The 17,719-nt window shown below is 76.1% G+C and carries 19 protein-coding genes; 6 read left to right on the top strand and 13 right to left on the bottom strand.

The window, feature by feature from the left end; all coding sequences use genetic code 11:
* Nucleotides 1-4: 4 nt before the first annotated feature.
* Genes egtD through egtA form a run of 4 tightly spaced genes read right to left on the bottom strand, consistent with a single transcriptional unit; the run spans nucleotide 5 to nucleotide 4,420 of the window.
* Nucleotides 5-967: an L-histidine N(alpha)-methyltransferase gene (gene egtD, locus ACZ4K2_RS01420; protein ID WP_467472626.1), complete on the bottom strand. Its 963-nt coding sequence runs from the start codon at nucleotides 965-967 to the stop codon at nucleotides 5-7.
* Nucleotides 964-1,752, bottom strand: a complete 789-nt coding sequence (egtC, locus tag ACZ4K2_RS01415; RefSeq protein ID WP_467472628.1) for an ergothioneine biosynthesis protein EgtC — start codon at nucleotides 1,750-1,752, stop codon at nucleotides 964-966. The genes egtD and egtC overlap by 4 nt, the downstream gene beginning before the upstream one ends.
* Nucleotides 1,752-3,089, bottom strand: coding sequence for an ergothioneine biosynthesis protein EgtB (gene egtB / locus ACZ4K2_RS01410; RefSeq protein ID WP_467472630.1), 1,338 nt, complete (start codon nucleotides 3,087-3,089; stop codon nucleotides 1,752-1,754). Before egtB ends, egtC begins: the two co-directional genes overlap by 1 nt.
* Nucleotides 3,086-4,420: an ergothioneine biosynthesis glutamate--cysteine ligase EgtA gene (gene egtA / locus ACZ4K2_RS01405; protein WP_467472633.1), complete on the bottom strand. Its 1,335-nt coding sequence runs from the start codon at nucleotides 4,418-4,420 to the stop codon at nucleotides 3,086-3,088. Before egtA ends, egtB begins: the two co-directional genes overlap by 4 nt.
* A gap of 275 nt (nucleotides 4,421-4,695) precedes the next feature.
* On the opposite strand from egtA, the gene ACZ4K2_RS01400 reads away from it, so the two are divergent.
* Nucleotides 4,696-5,571 (top strand): TIGR02452 family protein, encoded by an 876-nt coding sequence (locus ACZ4K2_RS01400; protein ID WP_467472636.1) that lies wholly within the window; start codon nucleotides 4,696-4,698, stop codon nucleotides 5,569-5,571.
* Here the strand turns inward: ACZ4K2_RS01400 and ACZ4K2_RS01395 are convergent.
* The 5 genes from ACZ4K2_RS01395 to ACZ4K2_RS01375 all read right to left on the bottom strand — a co-directional run bounded on the left by ACZ4K2_RS01395 (nucleotide 5,556) and on the right by ACZ4K2_RS01375 (nucleotide 10,159).
* Nucleotides 5,556-6,002 (bottom strand): type II toxin-antitoxin system PemK/MazF family toxin, encoded by a 447-nt coding sequence (locus tag ACZ4K2_RS01395; RefSeq protein ID WP_467472638.1) that lies wholly within the window; start codon nucleotides 6,000-6,002, stop codon nucleotides 5,556-5,558. The two genes, ACZ4K2_RS01400 and ACZ4K2_RS01395, sit on opposite strands and share 16 nt — an antisense overlap.
* A 57-nt stretch (nucleotides 6,003-6,059) precedes the next feature.
* On the bottom strand, nucleotides 6,060-6,491 hold the full coding sequence (locus ACZ4K2_RS01390) for a cupin domain-containing protein (RefSeq protein WP_467472639.1): 432 nt from the start codon (nucleotides 6,489-6,491) through the stop codon (nucleotides 6,060-6,062).
* A gap of 225 nt (nucleotides 6,492-6,716) precedes the next feature.
* Nucleotides 6,717-8,141 (bottom strand): amidase, encoded by a 1,425-nt coding sequence (locus ACZ4K2_RS01385; protein ID WP_467472641.1) that lies wholly within the window; start codon nucleotides 8,139-8,141, stop codon nucleotides 6,717-6,719.
* Nucleotides 8,142-8,261: 120 nt separating this feature from the next.
* Nucleotides 8,262-9,227 (bottom strand): alpha/beta hydrolase, encoded by a 966-nt coding sequence (locus ACZ4K2_RS01380; protein ID WP_467472643.1) that lies wholly within the window; start codon nucleotides 9,225-9,227, stop codon nucleotides 8,262-8,264.
* Nucleotides 9,228-9,601: 374 nt separating this feature from the next.
* Nucleotides 9,602-10,159, bottom strand: coding sequence for an NAD(P)H-dependent oxidoreductase (locus ACZ4K2_RS01375; RefSeq protein WP_467472644.1), 558 nt, complete (start codon nucleotides 10,157-10,159; stop codon nucleotides 9,602-9,604).
* Between the two features lie 122 nt (nucleotides 10,160-10,281).
* On the opposite strand from ACZ4K2_RS01375, the gene ACZ4K2_RS01370 reads away from it, so the two are divergent.
* Together ACZ4K2_RS01370 and ACZ4K2_RS01365 are read left to right on the top strand one after the other, a co-directional pair.
* Nucleotides 10,282-10,962: a TetR/AcrR family transcriptional regulator gene (locus ACZ4K2_RS01370; protein WP_467472646.1), complete on the top strand. Its 681-nt coding sequence runs from the start codon at nucleotides 10,282-10,284 to the stop codon at nucleotides 10,960-10,962.
* A 245-nt stretch (nucleotides 10,963-11,207) separates the two neighbouring features.
* A complete protein-coding gene (locus ACZ4K2_RS01365) occupies nucleotides 11,208-12,218 on the top strand; it encodes a LacI family DNA-binding transcriptional regulator (protein WP_467472827.1) in 1,011 nt (336 codons plus the stop codon).
* 34 nt (nucleotides 12,219-12,252) lie between these two features.
* Here ACZ4K2_RS01365 and trxA read toward each other — a convergent pair whose 3' ends face one another.
* Entirely contained in the window at nucleotides 12,253-12,630 is a 378-nt protein-coding gene (gene trxA / locus ACZ4K2_RS01360) for a thioredoxin (RefSeq protein WP_467472649.1), read from the bottom strand.
* A gap of 142 nt (nucleotides 12,631-12,772) precedes the next feature.
* Here trxA and ACZ4K2_RS01355 point away from each other — a divergent pair, with 142 nt between their 5' ends.
* Nucleotides 12,773-14,203 (top strand): dihydrolipoyl dehydrogenase family protein, encoded by a 1,431-nt coding sequence (locus ACZ4K2_RS01355; protein WP_467472651.1) that lies wholly within the window; start codon nucleotides 12,773-12,775, stop codon nucleotides 14,201-14,203.
* An 8-nt stretch (nucleotides 14,204-14,211) separates the two neighbouring features.
* Here ACZ4K2_RS01355 and ACZ4K2_RS01350 read toward each other — a convergent pair whose 3' ends face one another.
* Nucleotides 14,212-14,856 carry a peptide deformylase gene (locus tag ACZ4K2_RS01350; protein WP_467472654.1) on the bottom strand — a complete coding sequence of 215 codons (645 nt, stop codon included), beginning with the start codon at nucleotides 14,854-14,856 and terminating at the stop codon, nucleotides 14,212-14,214.
* Between the two features lie 205 nt (nucleotides 14,857-15,061).
* Between ACZ4K2_RS01350 and ACZ4K2_RS01345 the strand changes: the two genes are divergently transcribed.
* Both ACZ4K2_RS01345 and ACZ4K2_RS01340 read left to right on the top strand, forming a co-directional pair.
* Nucleotides 15,062-15,460, top strand: a complete 399-nt coding sequence (locus tag ACZ4K2_RS01345) for a BlaI/MecI/CopY family transcriptional regulator (RefSeq protein ID WP_467472656.1) — start codon at nucleotides 15,062-15,064, stop codon at nucleotides 15,458-15,460.
* Nucleotides 15,461-15,466: 6 nt separating this feature from the next.
* Nucleotides 15,467-16,396, top strand: coding sequence for a M56 family metallopeptidase (locus ACZ4K2_RS01340; RefSeq protein WP_467472658.1), 930 nt, complete (start codon nucleotides 15,467-15,469; stop codon nucleotides 16,394-16,396).
* Between the two features lie 66 nt (nucleotides 16,397-16,462).
* On the opposite strand, the gene ACZ4K2_RS01335 is transcribed toward ACZ4K2_RS01340, so the two are convergent.
* Nucleotides 16,463-16,810: a tetratricopeptide repeat protein gene (locus tag ACZ4K2_RS01335; RefSeq protein ID WP_467472829.1), complete on the bottom strand. Its 348-nt coding sequence runs from the start codon at nucleotides 16,808-16,810 to the stop codon at nucleotides 16,463-16,465.
* A 51-nt stretch (nucleotides 16,811-16,861) separates the two neighbouring features.
* The gene (locus ACZ4K2_RS01330) at nucleotides 16,862-17,716 is read right to left on the bottom strand and encodes a cytochrome c oxidase assembly protein (RefSeq protein WP_467472659.1); all 855 of its coding nucleotides are present in this window, start codon (nucleotides 17,714-17,716) and stop codon (nucleotides 16,862-16,864) included.
* Nucleotides 17,717-17,719 lie beyond the last annotated feature (3 nt).

The following is a 17,719-nucleotide window of genomic DNA, read 5'->3' as shown; positions in this document are numbered from 1 at the left end:
CGGGTCACCGCGCCACGCTCAGCGACAGCGCGAAACGGTCCTGGCCGTCCGTCCACCAGTGGGTCGTCTCCAGGCCGGCGGCGGCGAGTTCGGCGGCCACCCCCTCCCGCCGGAACTTGGCCGACACCTCCGTGCGCAGCTCCTCGCCCGCCGCGAACTCCACGGCCAGGTCCAGGGCGGGCACCTTCACCGTCTGGGCGGTCCGGGAGCGCAGCCGCATCTCGATCCACTCCCGTTCGGCGTCCCACCGGGCCACGTGCTCGAACGCGTCAAGGTCGAAGTCGGCGCCCAGTTCGCGGTTGATCACGGCCAGCACGTTCTTGTTGAACGCGGCCGTCACGCCCGCCGCGTCGTCGTAGGCCCGGACCAGCACCCGCTCGTCCTTGACCAGGTCGGTGCCGAGCAGCAGGGCGTCGCCGGGGGCGAGCAGTGACCGCACGGAGGCGAGGAACCGGGTGCGTTCGCCGGGCAGCAGGTTGCCGATCGTGCCGCCGAGGAACGCCACCAGCCGGGGCCCCGGCGTACCGGGCAGGGTCAGCGGCGCGGTGAAGTCGGCGATCAGGGCGTGCACCTCCAGATCCGGGCGTTCCCCGACGAGGGACCGGCCGGCCTGCACGAGGGCGCTCTCGCTGACGTCCACCGGGACGTAGGCGGCGAGCGAGGTGAGCGCCGTCAGCAGGTGGCGGGTCTTCTCCGAGGAGCCCGAACCCAGTTCCACCAGGGTGCGGGCGCCCCCGGCGGCGGCGATCTCACCGGACCGGGTGGCGAGGATCTCCCGCTCGGCGCGCGTGGGGTAGTACTCGGGCAGTTCGGTGATCCGCTCGAACAGCTCGCTGCCGCGGGCGTCGTAGAACCACTTGGGCGGCAGCCGCTTGGGGGTGGCGGTGAGGCCGTCGCGGACGTCGGCGCGCAGCGCGGCGTCCGTCGCGTCCTCGGGGAGGGTACGGGTGACGTGCAGGGGGCTCAACGGCAGGGCTCCTTCGGGGGTACGTCCGCCGGATCCTCCAGATCCTGAAGCGGGGCGAGCAGCACGCCGGTGCGGCTCGCGGTGAGCACGGTGCGGTCGGGAACCTCCTGCCAGAGCGGGTCGTCGTCGTACGGTTCGGAGGCGACGACCGTGCCCCGGCCGGGTTCCGTGCGGTACCAGAGGGAGTCGCCCCAGGCGGTGGCGGCGATCGTCTCCCCGTCGGTCAGCAGCAGGTTGAGACGGGAGGCGGGCGCGGCCCGCGCCAGCCGGCGCACCGGCCCGCCCAGGGCCGCGTCCGGTGGGTCGCCCCGGCGCAGCCGGTGCAGGACCAGCGCCCAGACGAACGCCGAGTCGTTGCGGGCCTGGAGCGACAGCAGGTCGACCGGCGGCAGCGCGGACACCAGGGGCGCCGCGGAGTCCGGCCAGCCCGCGACCGCGCCGTTGTGGCTGAACAGCCACCGCCCGGCCGCGAACGGCGCCGCCGCGGCCTCGGCGTCCGCCCCCGCGAGGGTCGCGTCCCGGACGGCCGCGAGCACGGCCTCCGAGCGCACCACGCGCGCCAGGTCGGCGAAGGACAGGTCGGCCCAGATCGGCCCGGCCCGCCGGTAGCGGGCCGGCGCCGGGTCCTCCGGCGCGTACCAGCCGACCCCGAAGCCGTCGGCGTTCACCGTGCCGTGCCGCTGCCGGCGCGGCGCCCAGGACTGCCGCACCAGGCTGTGCGGGGGCTCCGTCAGGAGCCGGCCGAGCGGCTCGGCCGGCCCCACGTAGGCGAGGTGACGGCACATCAGACGGTCTCCGAGCGGGCGGTGCGGAACCCGGAGAAGATCTGCCGCCGGATCGGGTAGTCCCAGTTGCGGAACGTGCCCCGGCAGGCCACCGGGTCCACGGCGAAGGAGCCGCCGCGCAGCACCTTGTACTCGGGACCGAAGAACACCTCCGAGTACTCCTTGTACGGGAAGACCCGGAAACCGGGGTACGGCAGGAAGTCGCTCGCCGTCCACTCCCACACGTCCCCGATCAACTGCCGTACCCCGAGCGGCGACTCGCCCGCCGGGTAGCTGCCGGCCGGCGCCGGGCCGAGGTGCCGCTGGCCCAGATTGGCGTGCTCGGGCCCCGGATCGGCGTCGCCCCAGGGGTAGCGCCGGGAGCGGCCGGTGGCCGGGTCGAAGCGGGCCGCCTTCTCCCACTCCGTCTCGGTGGGCAGCCGCCGCCCGGCCCAGCGGGCGTAGGCGTCCGCCTCGTACCAGGACACGTGCAGCACCGGCTCGTCCGGCGGGACCGGCTCGGTGACCCCGAACCGGCGCCGCAGCCACTGGCCGCCGTCCCGCCGCCAGAACAGCGGGGCGGTGACGGCGTGCTGCCTGATGTGCGACCAGCCCTCCGGCGCCCACCAGCGCTCGGTGTCGTAGCCGCCGTCCTCGATGAACGCCTGGTACGCGGCGTTCGTCACCGGTGTCGTGTCGATCCGGAAGGGCTCCACCTCGCGGGTGTGCGCCGGGCGTTCGTTGTCCAGCGCCCAGGGCTCGGTGGAGGTGCCCATGGTGAACGGGCCACCGGGGACCAGGACTTCGGCCGGGCCGGTGAACGGCGGGGCCGGCTCGGGGTCCGGTGCGGTCAGGACCCGCGGTCCCTTCCTGAGCTGATGGGTGATCAGCATGGTCTCGTCGTGCTGCTGTTCGTGCTGGGCGACCATCCCGAAGGCGAAACCGGCCTCGGTGAGCCGGGTGCCCCGGAAGTCCGCCGCCGCCAGCAGGTCCAGCGCCCGGCCGCGCACCTCGGCCGCGTACCGCCGGGCCTCGGCGGGCGCCAGCAGCGGCAGCGAGGGGCGCTCGGCCCGCGGGTGCTCGAAGGCGTCGTACAGGCTGTCTATCTCTGGGCGCATCGCCTCCCGGCCGCCGACCGCCCGGAGCAGCCACAGCTCCTCCTGGTTGCCGATGTGCGCCAGGTCCCACACCAGCGGCGACATCAGCGGCGAGTGCTGGGCGGTGAGGTCGGGCCCGTCGACGCAGTCGGTCAGCAGCGCGGTGCGGTCGCGGGCGGCGGTGAGGGAGGCCACCGCGCGCTCGCGCAGGGTTTCGACGTCCGTCTCGGCGGTCGGGGCGTCGGTCTCCGGGGCGGTCATGTGCGGATGTCCTTCCTCCGGTGAGCGGATGACGGGTCCCCGGCCGGGTGCGCGTGCGGGGCGGGCGGCCGGTCGAGGAGGTCGTCGGCCGGGCAGCGGCCCCGGGAGACGTAGCGGTCCCGGTGGGCCGCGACGGCGTCGACGATCCGGGTGGCGGCGCCGAGCCGGGGCAGCGCCTCCAGGGCCGCCGCGAAGCAGCCGTCGGCGGCGTCGCGCAGCTCCGGGTCGGCCAGTCCGTGCCGGGCCGCGTCGGCCCACAGCGGGTTGTGCGGGGCGGGCAGGTTCCGCGTGCGCTCGGCGAGCGGTTTCACGGTCCGGTAGGCCCGCTCGGCGGCCTCCGGGTCGTCGAACAGCGCCGCCGTCACCGCCAGCGGCACCAGCCAGCCGTCCTCGCCGGGCTGCGCGTCGATCATCCGCAGCTCCAGGTGACCGCGCGGCCGGACCGGCGGGAACAGCGTGGTCAGGTGGTAGTCCAGGTCCGCCCGGGTGGGCGGCCTGGGCGCGTGCGTACGGGTCCACTCCCGGAAGGTGAGCCCCTCGGGCACCTCCCAGGGGGTGTCGTCGCCGCGCACGCACATCACCGGCGAGTCCAGCACGTGCCGGGCCCAGGCGGCCCGGGGCGCACCGTCCAGCGGGGGCCCGCCGGCCCGGCCGGCGCCGATCTCCGTCCACATCAGCTGGCGGGTGGACTGCCAGCCCGTGGGCAGCCGGCCCAGCAGCGGCGAGTTGGCGAACGCGGCCACCAGGACCGCGCCCAGGTGGTGCGCCAGCCACCAGCGGCGCACGTACCCCAGCGGGCCGGGCTCCTCGTGGCCGGCGTCCACGCAGACCTGGACGGAGGCCGAGGTGCACATCATGTGCCGGCCGGCCGGTCCGGTGCGGTCCAGGCAGGTCTCCATGGCGTCGTAACGCGGCTCGTGCAGGAACCTGCGGGGTGTGTGCCACGGGTCGTGGCCGATGCCGGCGAGTCGCAGACCGTCCTCGGCCAGGACGCCCCGGACGGCGTCCAGGTCGGCGGAGACGGTGTCGACGCACTCCATGAGGGAGGCGGCGGGCGGCGAGCTCAGCTCCAGCTGGCCGCCGGGTTCGACGGTGAGCGCCGACGCCAGGGGTACGGTCCGCAACCGGGCGTAGGCCGCTTCGAGTCGTTCGGGGGTGACGGGGAGGTGCGGCAGGTCGGCCGGGTGGACGAGCCACTCCAGCTCGACACCGAGGGTGCGGGGCGGTCCGGTCTTGAAGCAGATGCCCCGGACCAGGGCCTCCACCTCGGCTTCGGTGACGGCGGTGCGGTGTTCCGTACAGTCACCACCGTCGCTGTGCGTATCGGACATGTCTGGGATCCTCCTGAGGTTCCGCCATGCCACCGGTCCCGCGTGTGCGCGGGGCCGGCACTCGCTCCACCCAAGACCCTTCCCCGCATTCGCACAAGGGTGCCCGCCGGGACGTTCCGGGTCCGGAAAATCCGTCCGCCGGCGCGCCCGGGGGCGTCCCCGGGGGGCACGGAAACCACGTTGCACCGCCCCACCAGCATCACCCAGGATGCCCGTATGAGCACGACGGGGGAGACCGCGCGGGACGCGGCCACGGCGCCCACGGGGGTGGCGCCGTGAGCGCGCGCCTGCGCGGGATCGCCGCCGAGACGGAGCGGATCGTGGCCGCGGGCCGGTACCGGGCGCCGGACGGCCGGGAGGTGTCGATCGCCGCGGCGGTGGACGCCGCCCGGACCGGCACCCGGATGTCGGGCCCGGCACCGGTCGCGGTGCCGCCGGCGCCGGCCGCCGGGAGCGGCGCGGTCGTCGAGGTCACCGGTGAGAGCAGCCTGGAGGCGGCGCGCCGGCTGGCCGGCGCACCCGTGGCCGTCCTGAACTTCGCCTCGGCCCGCAACCCGGGCGGCGGCTACCTCAACGGCGCGCAGGCCCAGGAGGAGGCGCTGTGCCGCGCCTCCGCGCTGTACGCGTGCGTGCGGACGGCCCGCGGCTTCTACGACCACCACCGCGCCCACCGCGACCCGTTCTACTCGGACCGGGTGATCCACTCCCCGGCCGTCCCCGTCTTCCGCGACGACCGGGGCCGGCTGCTGCCCGAGCCGTACCTCGCGGGCTTCCTGACGGCCGCCGCCCCCAACGCGGGCGTGGTCCGGCGCACGGCACCCGAGCGCGCCGCGGAGCTGCCCGGAGCCCTCGCCGTCCGGGCGGAGCGGGTGCTGGAGACGGCCGCGGCCCACGGCTACCGGCGACTGGTGCTCGGCGCCTGGGGCTGCGGGGTCTTCGGCAACGACCCGGCGCAGGTAGCCGCCGCCTTCCGCGCGGCGCTCGGACCGGGCGGCCGGTTCGCGCACTCCTTCGGCCACGTGGTGTTCGGCGTGCTCGACCGGACGCCGGGGGCGGTGGTGCGGGAGGCGTTCGCGCGGGCGTTCCCGCAAACACCGGGCGGGCCGGCCCCGGTGGCGGGGGCGGCGCGGGGCGGTCAGGTCCAGCCGTAGCGCTCGTGCAGCCGCCGCCGGACCAGGTCGAAGCGGGTCCGGTCCAGCGCGCACGCCTCCCGGCGCATGCCCTGCGCGTGCAGCCGCAGCACCCGGTCCACGGCCACCCACGAGTCGCGGCCCGAGCGGTCCCAGGGTCCGCTGCCCATCGCCACCCACTCCCGGTCCTCGTCGTGCCGCTTGCTGGAGAGCCGGACGGCGAGGAGGGTGCCGGCCGCCTCCCGGGCCACGACGAGCACCGGACGGTCCTTGCCTTGGCCGTCCTTCTCCTCGAACGGCACCCAGGTCCAGACGACTTCGCCCGGGCCCGGGTCGCCGTCATGAGCGGGGGAGTACTCGGTGCGCACCCGCCCGACGGCGTGCGGGTCCGCCTCGGTGGTGGCGTGCGGGCCGTACCGGCCGGGGACGTCGTCTTCGGTGAACGTGCTCACCCGGGCACCCTGAAGGACCGTACGACGCGCCCCCGCGGCCGGTGTCTCGCGGGGCCGTCAGCGCGGTGCGGCGCCGGGGCCGTCCGGTCCCCCGGCGGGGCGCGTGCCGATCCGCATGCCGGGGCGCCGGCCGTGCACGGTCAGGTAGGTCAGCCCGGCCGCACCGGCTGCGATGCTCCGCGATGCGCCGCGCGGCAGCCAGACCAGGAAGCCCTCGGCGAGCGGTTCCTCCGCCTCCGGTGTGCCCTTGCCGAGCACGCCGTCCCCGGCGACGACCATGACCAGGACGTCCAGGTGCGCCTCGGTGTGGACCGGGACCCGGGCGCCCGGGGCCAGCCGGACCACGTTCGCGTCGAGCTGGCGGCCGCTCTCGGCCAGTTTCCACAGCACCCCGCCCGGCACCGGCGGCGCCCCGGCCAGCGCGCGGGCGTCGCACAGCACGTGCGGCTCCGCCACCGGCCCGCTGCCGGCCGTGAACGGCGATGTCATCCGGTGTTCCCCTCGGCTCACGCGTCGTGTCCCTGCTCACTGCCCGTGGATCCTACGATCACCCCGGGCAGGACGCGTGAGAACCGGCCGCGCGCGGGCCGTGCGGGCCTTCCGCCGGGGGCATGACCCTGCCCCGCGGGCGCGAGGTGCGTTCCTCCCCGCGCTTGCCTGCGAGCGCCTCTCCAGGGCGGGCCGCACACGACCCGCCGCAGCGGCGGTGGAGCGTCACGCGGCCGGGTGGGCCGTGGCCTCCGTCCGTGGTGGCCACCGCTCGTGCCAGCGCAGCTCCGCCTCCAGTTGTGCGGCCAGGGACACGAGGAGCGGTTCGCCGCAGGCCGGGCCGAGCAGTTGCGCGCCGACCGGGAGCCCGCCGGCGGTGAACCCGGCGGGGACGTTCACCGCCGGCCAGCCCAGCACGTTCCACGGCCAGGCGTACGGGCAGGCGGCGATGACGGCGCGGTCCGTGGCCAGCCCGCCGAGCCGGGCGAAGGCGCCGACCGGTGGCGGGGGCGTGGCCGTCGTCGGCGCGAGGACGACGTCGTACGACCGGAAGAACCCGCCGATCCGCCGGTGCAGCACCGCCTCGGCGCGCCGGGCCGCCCGCAGCGGAGCCCCGCCCAGCAGCCGGCCGAGCCTGGCCGCGCCCCGGGTGCGGGGGTCGAGCAGCGCGGGGTCGGGGACCTCGCGGGCCCGGTCGGCGATCCCGGCGGTGGCCCGGGGCAGGAACGCCAGCCCGATCCGCCCGTAGGGCGGGTCGGCCTCCTCGACGGTGTGCCCCGCCGCGGCCAGCTTCCCGGCGAGTGCGACGACCCGGGCGCGGACCTCCGGGTGCAGCCGGGCCGGCACGGCGGTGAACGGCGGCTTCAGGGACAGCGCGATCCGCAGCCGTCCGGGGTCGCGGCCGGCCGCGTCCGCCACCGTGAGCGTGGGCGGCCGGTGCGGGTCCCGGTCGTGGTTGCCGCTCGCCGCGTCCAGTAACAGGGCCGCGTCGGCGACCGTGCGGGCGAGGGGCCCGTGGACCGTGATGCCGTGGAAGGACTCGCCGAGCGGCCAGGTCGAGATCCGCCCGCGCTGCGGCTTGATGCCGATCAGATGGGTCCAGGCGGCCGGGATGCGCACCGAGCCCGCGCCGTCGGAGCCGAGCGCGGCCGGGACCAGTCCGGCGGCGACCGCGGCGGCCGAACCGCCGGAGGAGCCGCCGGGCGTGTGCCCGGTGTGCCAGGGGTTGCGGGTCTCACCGAACGCGGGCCCCTCGGTGAACGGCCACTGCCCCAGCTCGCAGGTGTTGGTCTTGCCGACGATCACCGCGCCGGCCGCGCGCAGCCGCCGTACCGCCTCCCCGTCCGCGGCCACCGGCGGGAAGACCCCGGAACAGCCGAAGGCCGTCGGCTCGCCGGCCACGTCCATGTCGTCCTTCACCGCCACCGGCACCCCCAGCAGCGGGCGCCGGGCGCCGTCGGCCAGCTCCCGGTCGGCGGCGTCCGCTTCCGCGAGGGCGGCCTCGGCGCGGACGGTCCGGAAGGCGTTCAGGACCGGCTGCGTGGCCTCGATCCGGGCCAGGGACCGCTCCACCAGCGCGCGGGAGGTCACCTCCCCGCCGGCCAGGGCGCGTCGGAGCTCCGCGAGCCCCGCGGTTCGGTCGGGCGTCATGGGCGAGCACCTCCGGGAAGCTCCGGGCACGAGGTCTACCGAACGATGGCGTCCGGGTGGGGGCGTGCGCACGGTTCCCGCACCGGCTTGTGCGGGGAGGCGGCGCGGGCACCGGGGCCCTCACTCCGCAAGCAGCCGCCGCAGCCACCCCACCCGGGCCGCGCGGGCCGCGCGGGACAGGGCCGCGTCCGGGGCGAGGGCGTCGAAGCCGTGGCACCCGCCCGGCCAGACGTGGAGTTCGGCCACCCCGCCCGACTGCCAGATGCGGGACGCGTAGCCGGCCACCTCGTCGCGGAACGTCTCGGCGGAGCCGACGTCGAGGAAGGCCGGGGGCAGGCCGGACAGGTCGGTGGCGCGGGCGGGGGCGGCGTAGGGGGAGACCCCGGGGGCGCCGCGGCTGTCGCCGAGCAGGGCCTTCCAGGCGGTCTCGTTCGCGCTGCGGTCCCACACGGCCACCCCGGCCATCTGGCGGCTGGAGAAGGTGTCGTTGCGGTCGTCCAGCATCGGGCTCATCAGCAGTTGGCCGAGGAGGCCCGGTCCCCGCCGGTCGCGGCTGAGCAGGGCGATCGCCGCGCTGAGGCCGCCGCCCGCGCTGGAGCCGGTCACGACGATCCGGTCCGGGTCGCCGCCGATCTCCGGGGCGTGCTCCGCCGTCCAGAGCAGTCCGGCGTAGGCGTCCTCGACCGGCGCCGGGTACGGGTGCTCGGGTGCGAGCCGGTACTCCACCGACACCACGACCGCGTTCAGCTCGCGCGCCCAGGTCAGGGGTTCGGTCACGCCGGCGCGGTTGGTGCCGGCCATCATTCCGCCGCCGTGCGCGTGGTAGAGCACCGGCAGCGACGCCGTGGCGGGCGCGGACGCCGGGCGGCAGATGAGGAGGGGGACATCGGGCGCGTCCTCGGGTCCCGGCACCCTGCGGTCCTCGGTCACGAAACGGCCGTCCACGCTGAGGTCGAGCAGTTCGACGGACGCGTCCCGCCGGGCGGCCGGGAGGTCGGCCAGGGTGAAACCGGGGCCGATCGCGTCCCGGAACTGTTCGAGCGCGGCGGCTAGTTCCCGGTCCAGCGGGGGCGGGTCCAGGTGCATGGCCTCTCCTTCCGTGAGTCGTCCGGCGTCCGGTCGCGCGCCGGGACGGCCCGAGGCCGGGGTGGCGCGGAGCGTGCCGGCCGTGCGGGTCACGCACCGACTACCCCGTCCGGCCCCGCGTGCGACCACCGCTTTCACCGGCGTCCCGGCAGGTCCGCGGGCGGATGAGCCGGTCGCGTCCCGCACCTCGCCCGGGCCGTGCCGCCCGGTCACCCGGGTACCCAGTGCGCGGGGCCCGGCCCACGCGGCGCGGAGACGGACGGACGGCCCCCGCCCGGCCGCCCGAGACCCGCGTGTCGCCGGAGCGGGCGCGGACGCACCGCGGGGGCCGGAGCCCTTGTCGGCTCCGGCCCCCGTCACGGGAGGTGTCCGGCTCAGGCGGCCGCGCCCACGTTGCCGTGCAGACGGGCCACGACCTCGGTCAGCTGCGCGGCGACCTCGGCGTCGTCGACCGGGTGGGTCTCGGCGAAGCGGGTGACGGAGCCGGGGATGGCCAGCTTGATGTCCTCGACGACCTTGCCGCCGGCGATGCCCACGGCCTTGCGGGTGTCGTCCTGGGCCCACACGCCGCCGTACTGGCCGAAGGCGGTGCCGACCACGGCGACGGGCTTGCCGCCGAAGGCGCCGGCGCCGAACGGGCGGGACAGCCAGTCGATGGCGTTCTTCAGCACGGCCGGGATCGTGCCGTTGTACTCGGGGGAGAAGAGGAGGAAGGCGTCGGCGGCCAGGGCGACCTCCCGCAGCTTCACGGCGGCGTCCGGGACGCTGCCCTCCACGTCGAGGTCCTCGTTGTAGAAGGGCACGTCGGCCAGGCCCTCGTACAGCACGACCTCGGCACCCTCCGGGGCGAGCTTGACGGCGGCCTCGGCGAGCTGCCGGTTGTGCGAGCCGGCGCGCAGGCTGCCGACGAGCGCGAGGATGCGAACAGACATGGGGAACTCCAAGGGGGACTGAAAGACGCGGTGGCACGATCCGGACCGGGGTCCGTTTAAATATGTACCACCATAACCGGACCACGGTCCAGTTTTCTTCCCGGGGCTTGACACCGTGTTCATTGCTTTACGCTGTGTTCATGTCCCGCGCCCTGCCGCCCTTTCCCAAGCCCCAGGAGCCTCTGGGGCAACCACGTCTCCTGGAGGTCGGGAAGCCGTCCGACGAGCCCTGCCTGCGCGCCGACGCGGCCCGGAACCGGGCCCGGCTGCTGGAGGCCGCCACCCGGCTGATCGCCGAGCACGGGGTGGCCGGCGTGACGATGGAGGCGGTGGCCGCGGCGGCCGAGGTGGGCAAGGGCACCGTCTTCCGCCGCTTCGGCGACCGCACCGGTCTGCTGATGGCCCTGCTCGACCACTCGGCCCGGCAGCTCCAGGCCGACTTCCTGAGCGGCCCGCCGCCGCTCGGCCCCGGCGCGCCGCCCCTGGAGCGGCTGCGGGCGTTCGGGGTCGCGGTGCTCCACCGCTCCGCCGAGCAGCTCGATCTGCAACTGGCCGCCCAGCCGGAACCGACCCGCCGGTTCGCCCACCCGGCGGCCGGGACGCTGCACACGCACGTCGCGATGCTGCTCCGGCAGATCGTGCCCGGCGCCGACTGCGACCTGCTGGCCCACGCCCTGCTGGCCTCGCTGGACCCGGCGCTGATCCACCACCTGACCCGGCAGTGCGGGACGCCCATGGAGCGGCTGGAGGCCGGCTGGCTCGACCTCGTCGCCCGGATCACGGGCACGCAGCCGCCGGGCTGAGACCGTCGGAGGCGCCGCACTGCGACCGCGGAGGCGTCGCACCGGGACCGCGGAGGCGTCGCACCGGCATCGCCGGGTGGGGCCCGCCCGCACCGGTCCGCCCGGACTTCCGCCGTGGCCCCGCACACCGCCACCGGCCCCGCGGGGCGTCCGCCGCGCAGCGCCCGCCGGCCGTGGGGACGCCGTGTGGTCGAACGATGAACCACATCGCCCCGGCCGCCCCGCGCTCCGGGGCCTCTGCCAAGATGCGGTCTGTCATGGTGCAGATACCGAATACGCCCACGAGTGCGGACGTGGCCCGCCTGGCCGGCGTCTCGCGCGCGACCGTCTCCTACGTCCTCAACAACAGCGCGGTACGCATCAGCGAAGCGACCCGCCGCCGTGTGCACGAGGCCGCCCGGGAACTGGGCTACGTCCCGCACGCCGCCGCCCGCACCCTGCGCGCCGGACACAGCCGCCTGGTCCTGATGCCCGCCCCGGCCGTCCCGGTGGGCCGGCTCTACGGCGGATTCCTCACCGAACTCCAGGGGGCGCTCGGCCGCCTGGACTACACCGTCGTCCAGTACGGCAGCGTGGGCCTCGGCGGCGACGAGGCGGCCCGTGCCTGGGCCGAGCTGCGGCCCGTCGCCGTACTCGTGCCCGGTGCCGGCCTCGGCCCGCAGGGCGTCGCCGTCCTCAAGCGGGCCGGTGCCCGGGCCGTGGTCACCGTCGGCCCCGGCCGCGTCGAGGGCGCGCACGCCCTGCTGATGGACCACGACGCGGTCGGCCGCTGCGCGGGCAGCCACCTGTACGCGCGGGGCCGCCGCCGTATCGGTGTCGTCGTCCCCGAGGAGCCGGGCCTGGCGGACTACGCGCTGCCCCGGCTCGCCGGAGTGCGCGAGGCGCTGCGCGGCACCGGCGCCACCGTCACGGAACTGCCCCTCGCCTACACCGAGGAGGCCGCCGCCGAACTGGCCGCGCGCTGGAGCGGCACCGGCCCGGACGCGGTGTTCGCCTTCAACGACGAGTACGCCATGCTGCTGATGCGCGCCCTCCAGGACGAGGGCCTGCGCATCCCCGAGGACGTCGCCGTGCTCGGCGCCGACGACACCATGCTCGGCAGGCTGCTGCGGCCCCGGCTCAGCACGGTCCGCATCGAGCTGCCCTCGGGCCGCGCCCTCGCCGAACTGGTCGACCGCGCGGTGCGCGACCCCGGCGGCGAACCGGAGGTGCACACCGTCCTCGGGGCCTCGGTGGTGCGGCGCGAGTCCAGCTGAGCCGGTCCCGCGCCCGGCGCCGTGTCGCCGCCGCCTACTCCTGCGGCTGGCCCTGCTGGGCGTCGATGCTCTTGCGGACCTCGTCCATGTCCAGCTTGCGGGCCTGCTCGATCAGGTCCGCGAAGACCGGCGCGGGCAGCGCGCCCGGCTGGGAGAACACGGCCACCTGGTCGCGGACGATCATCAGGGTCGGGATCGACGAGATTCCGAAGGCCGCGGCCAGCTCCGGCTGCGCCTCGGTGTCCACCTTGCCGAACACCAGGTCCGGGTTCTCCTCGGCGGCCTTCTCGTAGACGGGCGCGAACTGCCGGCAGGGCCCGCACCAGGACGCCCAGAAGTCGATGAGAACGAACTCGTTCCCGGAGACCAGCTCGTCGAAGTTCTCCTTGGTCAGCTCCACGGTGCTGCTCATGGCGTGATTCCCTCTTCCTGGTGTGGGGGTGTGCCGACGGCGGAAACACGGCTGCCGGTCCGGCTATTCCACCCGTGCACGCCTGGTGTTCCGCGCGCGTACCCATGTGGCCGACGCACACACCACCCACCAGACTGACCCCATGACGGAAACGGAATCCATCGCGTACGACGTCGTGGTGATCGGGGGCGGGCCGGTGGGGGAGAACGTCGCCGACCGCACGCGCGCGGCAGGTCTCAGCACCGCGGTAGTGGAGGGCGAACTGCTCGGCGGCGAATGCTCGTACTGGGCCTGCATGCCCAGCAAGGCCCTGCTCAGGCCGGTGATGACCCAGGCCGACGCCCGCCGCCTGCCCGGCCTCGCCCAGGCGGTGCGGGGGCCGCTCGACACCCCGGCCGTGTTGGCCCGCCGGGACGACTTCACCTCCCACTGGAAGGACGACGGCCAGGTCGCCTGGCTGGCGGGTACGGGCGCCGACCTGTACCGCGGCCATGGCCGGCTGGCGGGCCCCCGCACGGTCACCGTCACCGGCCCCGACGGCACGGTCACCACCCTCACCGCCCGGCAGGCCGTCGCCGTCTGCACCGGCACCCGTGCCCAACTGCCCGACCTGCCCGGTCTCGCCGCGGTGCGGCCCTGGACCAGCCGCGAGGCGACCAGCGCCGAGGCCGCGCCCGGCCGGCTGATCGTGGTCGGCGGCGGTGTCGTCGCCACGGAGATGGCCACCGCCTGGCAGGCCCTCGGCTCCCGGGTCGTCATGCTGGTCCGCGGCAAGGGCCTGCTGAACCGCATGGAGCCGTTCGCCGGGGAACTGGTCGCCGAGGCCCTCGCCGACGCGGGCGTCGACGTGCGCACCGGCACCTCCGTGGAGTCCGTCACCCGGGAGGACGGCACGGTCGTGGCCGTCACCTCCGCGGGCGACCGGATCGAGGCCGACGAGATCCTCTTCGCCACGGGCCGCGTCCCGCACACCGGCGACCTCGGCCTGGAGAGCGTCGGCCTGGAACCCGGCTCCTGGCTGGACGTCGACGACAGCCTCCGCGTCACCGGCACCGACTGGCTGTACGCGGTCGGCGACGTCAACCACCGGGCGCTCCTCACCCACCAGGGCAAGTACCAGGCCCGCATCGCGGGCGCCGCCATCGCCGCCCGGGCCGCCGGCGACCCCCTACTCGCGGAGCCCTGGGGCGCCCACGCCGCCACCGCCGACCACGAGGCCGTACCCCAGGTCGTCTTCACCGATCCCGAGGCCGCCGCGGTCGGGCTCTCGCTCGCCGAGGCGGAACAGGCCGGCCACCGGGTCCGCGCCGTCGACGTCGAGTTCTCCTCCGTCGCCGGGGCCGCCCTGTACGGCGACGGCTACAAGGGCCGCGCCCGCATGGTGGTGGACCTGGAGGACGAGATCCTGCGCGGGGTCACCTTCGTCGGCCCCGGCGTCGGCGAGCTCATCCACTCGGCCACCGTCGCGGTCGTGGGCCGGGTCCCGCTCGACCGGCTCTGGCACGCCGTCCCCTCGTACCCGACGCTGAGCGAGGTGTGGCTGCGGCTGTTGGAGGCGTACCGGGACAACTGACGGGCGTATCAGGGGAGTTCGAAGCCGAGGGCCTCGGCCGCCGCCTCCGGTGTCGGCCGGCCCCACAGCGCCGCCACGGCCTCGTTCGTCGACAGCGAGCGCAGTTCCGCGCGGTCCAGGTACAGGGTGCCGTCGAGGTGGTCCGTCTCGTGCTGGACGATCCGGGCGGGCCAGCCCGAGAACACCTCGTCCAGCGCGCGGCCCCGCTCGTCCTCGCCGCGCAGCCGCACCTCGGCGTGCCGGGCCACCACCGCCTGCCAGCCCGGCACGCTCAGGCAGCCCTCGTAGAACGCGGCCCGGGCGGGGCCGACCGGCTCGTACGCCGGGTTGACCAGCACCCGGAACGGCTGCGGGACACGGCCCCGGGCGGCCGCCACCTCCTCGGGCACCGGCGCCGGGTCCTCGATCACCGCGATCCTGAGCGCCACCCCGACCTGCGGCGCGGCCAGGCCCACACCGGGGGCCGCGTGCATGGTGACGCGCAGGGCCTCGACGAACCGGGCCAGCAGCGCGGGGCCGAGCTGGCCGTCGTACGGCTCGGTGCCGCGCCGCAGCACGGGCCGGCCGGCCGCGACGATGGGCAGGGGGCCGCCGGCGGCGAGGAGTTCCTCGACCCGCTCGGCGAGCGGTGTGTCATCACGGGGAGGTGCCATCGCGTCAGCATGCCACGCCCGCCCGCCGCCTCCCGCGCCACCGCCCGGCAGCCCTCCTCTCTTCTCCTTTCTTCTTCTTGTGCCTCGCCCGCGGCACGTCTTCTCCTTGTGCCTCGCCCCGCGGCAGGGCGGCGGGGTGAAGTAGCGTGGGGCGACACACCGGCAGGCGCCTCGGAGGCGGGCCGCGGGAGAAGGGGGCGGGGCGATGGCGCGGGAAGACGGCCGGGCCCGGCGGCGCGGCCAGGGCGAACTGGAGGGGCAGGTGCTCGGCGCGCTGCGCGAGGCGGACGGGCCGGTCACCGCGGCCTGGGTGCAGGAACGCCTCGGCGGCGACCTCGCCTACACCACCGTCGTCACCATCCTGACGCGGCTGCTCGCCAAGGACGTCGTCGCCCGGGAACGGCAGGGCCGGTCCTTCGTGTGGACGCCGACGGCCGACGTGGCCCGGCTGGCCGCCCTGCGCATGCGCCGCCTGCTGGACGGGGAACGGGACCGCGAGGCGGTCCTGGCCAGCTTCGTGACCGCGCTGCCGCCGGGCGACGAACAGGTGCTGCGGGCCCTGCTCGACACCCCGGACACGGACCCCGGCGGTACGGCGGGCTGACGGCACATGGGACTCTTCGTCTTCCTGCCGCTGGTGCTGCCGCTGTCCGCGTGGCCGGTCGCGCGGCTCGCCGAGACACGGCTGCACCCGCGCACCGCGACCCGGCTGCTGACCGCGGTCGCCGTCGTCATGGCCGTGTGCAGCACCCTGTGCCTGGCCCTGCTCATGGTGGTCGGCACCGCGCAACTGCCCGGTAACCCGCTGCCGGACCGCTGGTCCGACCCCGAGGTGCGGGCCGCCGTACCGTACGACGAGGTGGCCGGGCGGGTCGCCATCCCCGCGCTCGCCGTGGTCGCCGCCGCCTGCGCCCGCACCCTGTGGCGGCACCACCGGGTCACCCGGGGCGTCCGCCGGGCCCTGGCCGGGATCCCGGCGCCCACGGTGGCGGTCCTGCCCGACAGCACGCCGTACGCGTACGCGCTGCCCGGCGGCCGGGGCCGGATCGTCGTCACCACGGCACTGCTGGCCGGTCTCGCCCCCGCCGAGCGGCGCGCCCTGTTCGCGCACGAGCGCGCCCACCTGGCCGCCCGGCACCACCGCCACCTGCTCGCCGCGCACCTGGCCGCCCGCGCCAACCCCTTCCTGCGCCCGCTGCGCACCGCCGTCGTCTACACCGCCGAGCGGTGGGCGGACGAGGAGGCGGCCCGCGCGGTGGGCGACCGGCCCACCGTCGCCCGCGCCATCGGCAAGGCGGCCCTGCTGTCCCCGAGCACTCCGGTGCCGACCCTCGCCGCGCTGGCCGCGACCGGTCCGGTCCCGCGCCGGGTGGCCGCCCTGCTCGGCCCCGCGCCGGTGGCGCGCACCTGGCCGCCGGCGTTCACCTCCGTCGGCCTGGCCGCGTGGGGCGCCGCCGCGGGGGCGGTGGTGTCCGCGATGTCGTCGGCGAACTCGGCCGTCACCCTGTTCCTCGTCCTGCACGCGGCGACCCCGCTGTGAACCCGGGGGCCTGACACGCGTCCGGCCCGGCCCCCGCACGGGGAACCGGGCCGGACGGCCGCCGTCTCACTCCTCCGGGAAGTCACCCGCGAGCGCCGAGGCGATCCGCAGGTGCCGCTCCGCCTCCTCGTGCCGGGCCTGCCGTTCGAGGGTGCGGCCCAGCATCAGCCGGGCGTAGTGCTCCACGGGGTCCCGCTCCACGATGGTCCGCAGCTCGGCCTCGGCGCGGCGGAGCTGGGCCGAGTGGTAGTAGGCACGGGCCAGCAGCAGCCGGGGTCCGGTCTGCTCCGGCACCTCCTCGACCAGCCGGGACAGCACCCGGGCCGCACCCGCGTAGTCCTTCGCGTCGAAATACGACCGCGCGCGCTCCCATCGGTCGGCGGGGGTGCCGTGGTCGTAGTACATGGTCTCCACTCGCGTCTCCACTGGTGACCTCCTTCGCGGGCCACAACCACGACCAGTAGTTCAATATTCCACTACTTGTGGAGGCTGTCGCCCGGCGCTGCCCGGGCCGCGGTCCGCGGCGGCCCGCACCCCGTCCCGGGCCGTGCGGCGCGCGGGGCGCCAGGTGGCCACCAGCGCAGCCGCCAGGAGGAGTTCGGCGATGTCGCCGCCGTAGTACATGATCTCCGCGCCGCCCTGCACCTGGGCGACGGGAGCGTGCACGTCCACCCGGAAGCCGCCGTACAGCAACTGCGCCGTGACCGCGTGCACCGCGATGGCGCACCCCAGGCAGACCAGCCGGGCCCGGACCCCGGGCCGGCCGGGCGCGGGGTCGGGGCCGGCGACGGAGTGCGCGAACAGGCACCCCGACAGCAGGAAGTGCGCGTGCAGCAGCCAGTGTCCGGCGGGATGGGCCGCGGCGCTCTCGTAGAGCGGCGTGAAGTACAGCACCGGCAGGCTCCCGGCGGACAGCACCAGGGCGGTCACCGGGTGCGCGAGCAGCCGGGCCGGGCCGCTGTGCAGCACGGCGGTGAGCCGCCGGGCGCGGGAGGCGGGCAGGGCGCGCAGCAGGAGGGTGACCGGGGCGCCGAGCACGAGGGCGAGCGGGGCGTACATCCCGATGAGCATGTGCTGCGCCATGTGGCCGCGGAAGTCGTGGTGCGCGAGGGTCGCCACCGGGGGCAGCAGCGCCACCGCCAGCAGGGCGAGGCCCGCGCAGAAGGAGACGGTCCGCCACGGGCGCGGTGCCCGCGCCGGATTCCGGCGGCGCGCCCCGCGCTCCAGCAGCAGCCGGGCCGCCGCGCAGGCCAGCAGGAGCAGGGCCGGCAGCACGAACTCCGCCGCGCCCCCGCCCGCCTGGTGCGGGGCGTGCGTCATGGG

It is taken from the genome of Streptomyces sp. NPDC025833, from assembly GCF_055558055.1.
This window is presented reverse-complemented; position numbering and strand designations above follow the sequence as displayed.

Coding starts and splice junctions, on each gene's coding strand:
- egtC (WP_467472628.1), bottom strand. CDS start 1,752: ATGTGCCGTCACCTCGCCTACGTGGGGCCGGCCGAGCCGCTCGGCCGG.
- egtB (WP_467472630.1), bottom strand. CDS start 3,089: ATGACCGCCCCGGAGACCGACGCCCCGACCGCCGAGACGGACGTCGAA.
- egtA (WP_467472633.1), bottom strand. CDS start 4,420: ATGTCCGATACGCACAGCGACGGTGGTGACTGTACGGAACACCGCACC.
- ACZ4K2_RS01390 (WP_467472639.1), bottom strand. CDS start 6,491: ATGACATCGCCGTTCACGGCCGGCAGCGGGCCGGTGGCGGAGCCGCAC.
- ACZ4K2_RS01385 (WP_467472641.1), bottom strand. CDS start 8,141: ATGACGCCCGACCGAACCGCGGGGCTCGCGGAGCTCCGACGCGCCCTG.
- ACZ4K2_RS01380 (WP_467472643.1), bottom strand. CDS start 9,227: ATGCACCTGGACCCGCCCCCGCTGGACCGGGAACTAGCCGCCGCGCTC.
- ACZ4K2_RS01375 (WP_467472644.1), bottom strand. CDS start 10,159: ATGTCTGTTCGCATCCTCGCGCTCGTCGGCAGCCTGCGCGCCGGCTCG.
- ACZ4K2_RS01365 (WP_467472827.1), top strand. CDS start 11,208: ATGCGGTCTGTCATGGTGCAGATACCGAATACGCCCACGAGTGCGGAC.
- trxA (WP_467472649.1), bottom strand. CDS start 12,630: ATGAGCAGCACCGTGGAGCTGACCAAGGAGAACTTCGACGAGCTGGTC.
- ACZ4K2_RS01355 (WP_467472651.1), top strand. CDS start 12,773: ATGACGGAAACGGAATCCATCGCGTACGACGTCGTGGTGATCGGGGGC.
- ACZ4K2_RS01350 (WP_467472654.1), bottom strand. CDS start 14,856: ATGGCACCTCCCCGTGATGACACACCGCTCGCCGAGCGGGTCGAGGAA.
- ACZ4K2_RS01345 (WP_467472656.1), top strand. CDS start 15,062: ATGGCGCGGGAAGACGGCCGGGCCCGGCGGCGCGGCCAGGGCGAACTG.
- ACZ4K2_RS01340 (WP_467472658.1), top strand. CDS start 15,467: ATGGGACTCTTCGTCTTCCTGCCGCTGGTGCTGCCGCTGTCCGCGTGG.
- ACZ4K2_RS01330 (WP_467472659.1), bottom strand. CDS start 17,716: ATGACGCACGCCCCGCACCAGGCGGGCGGGGGCGCGGCGGAGTTCGTG.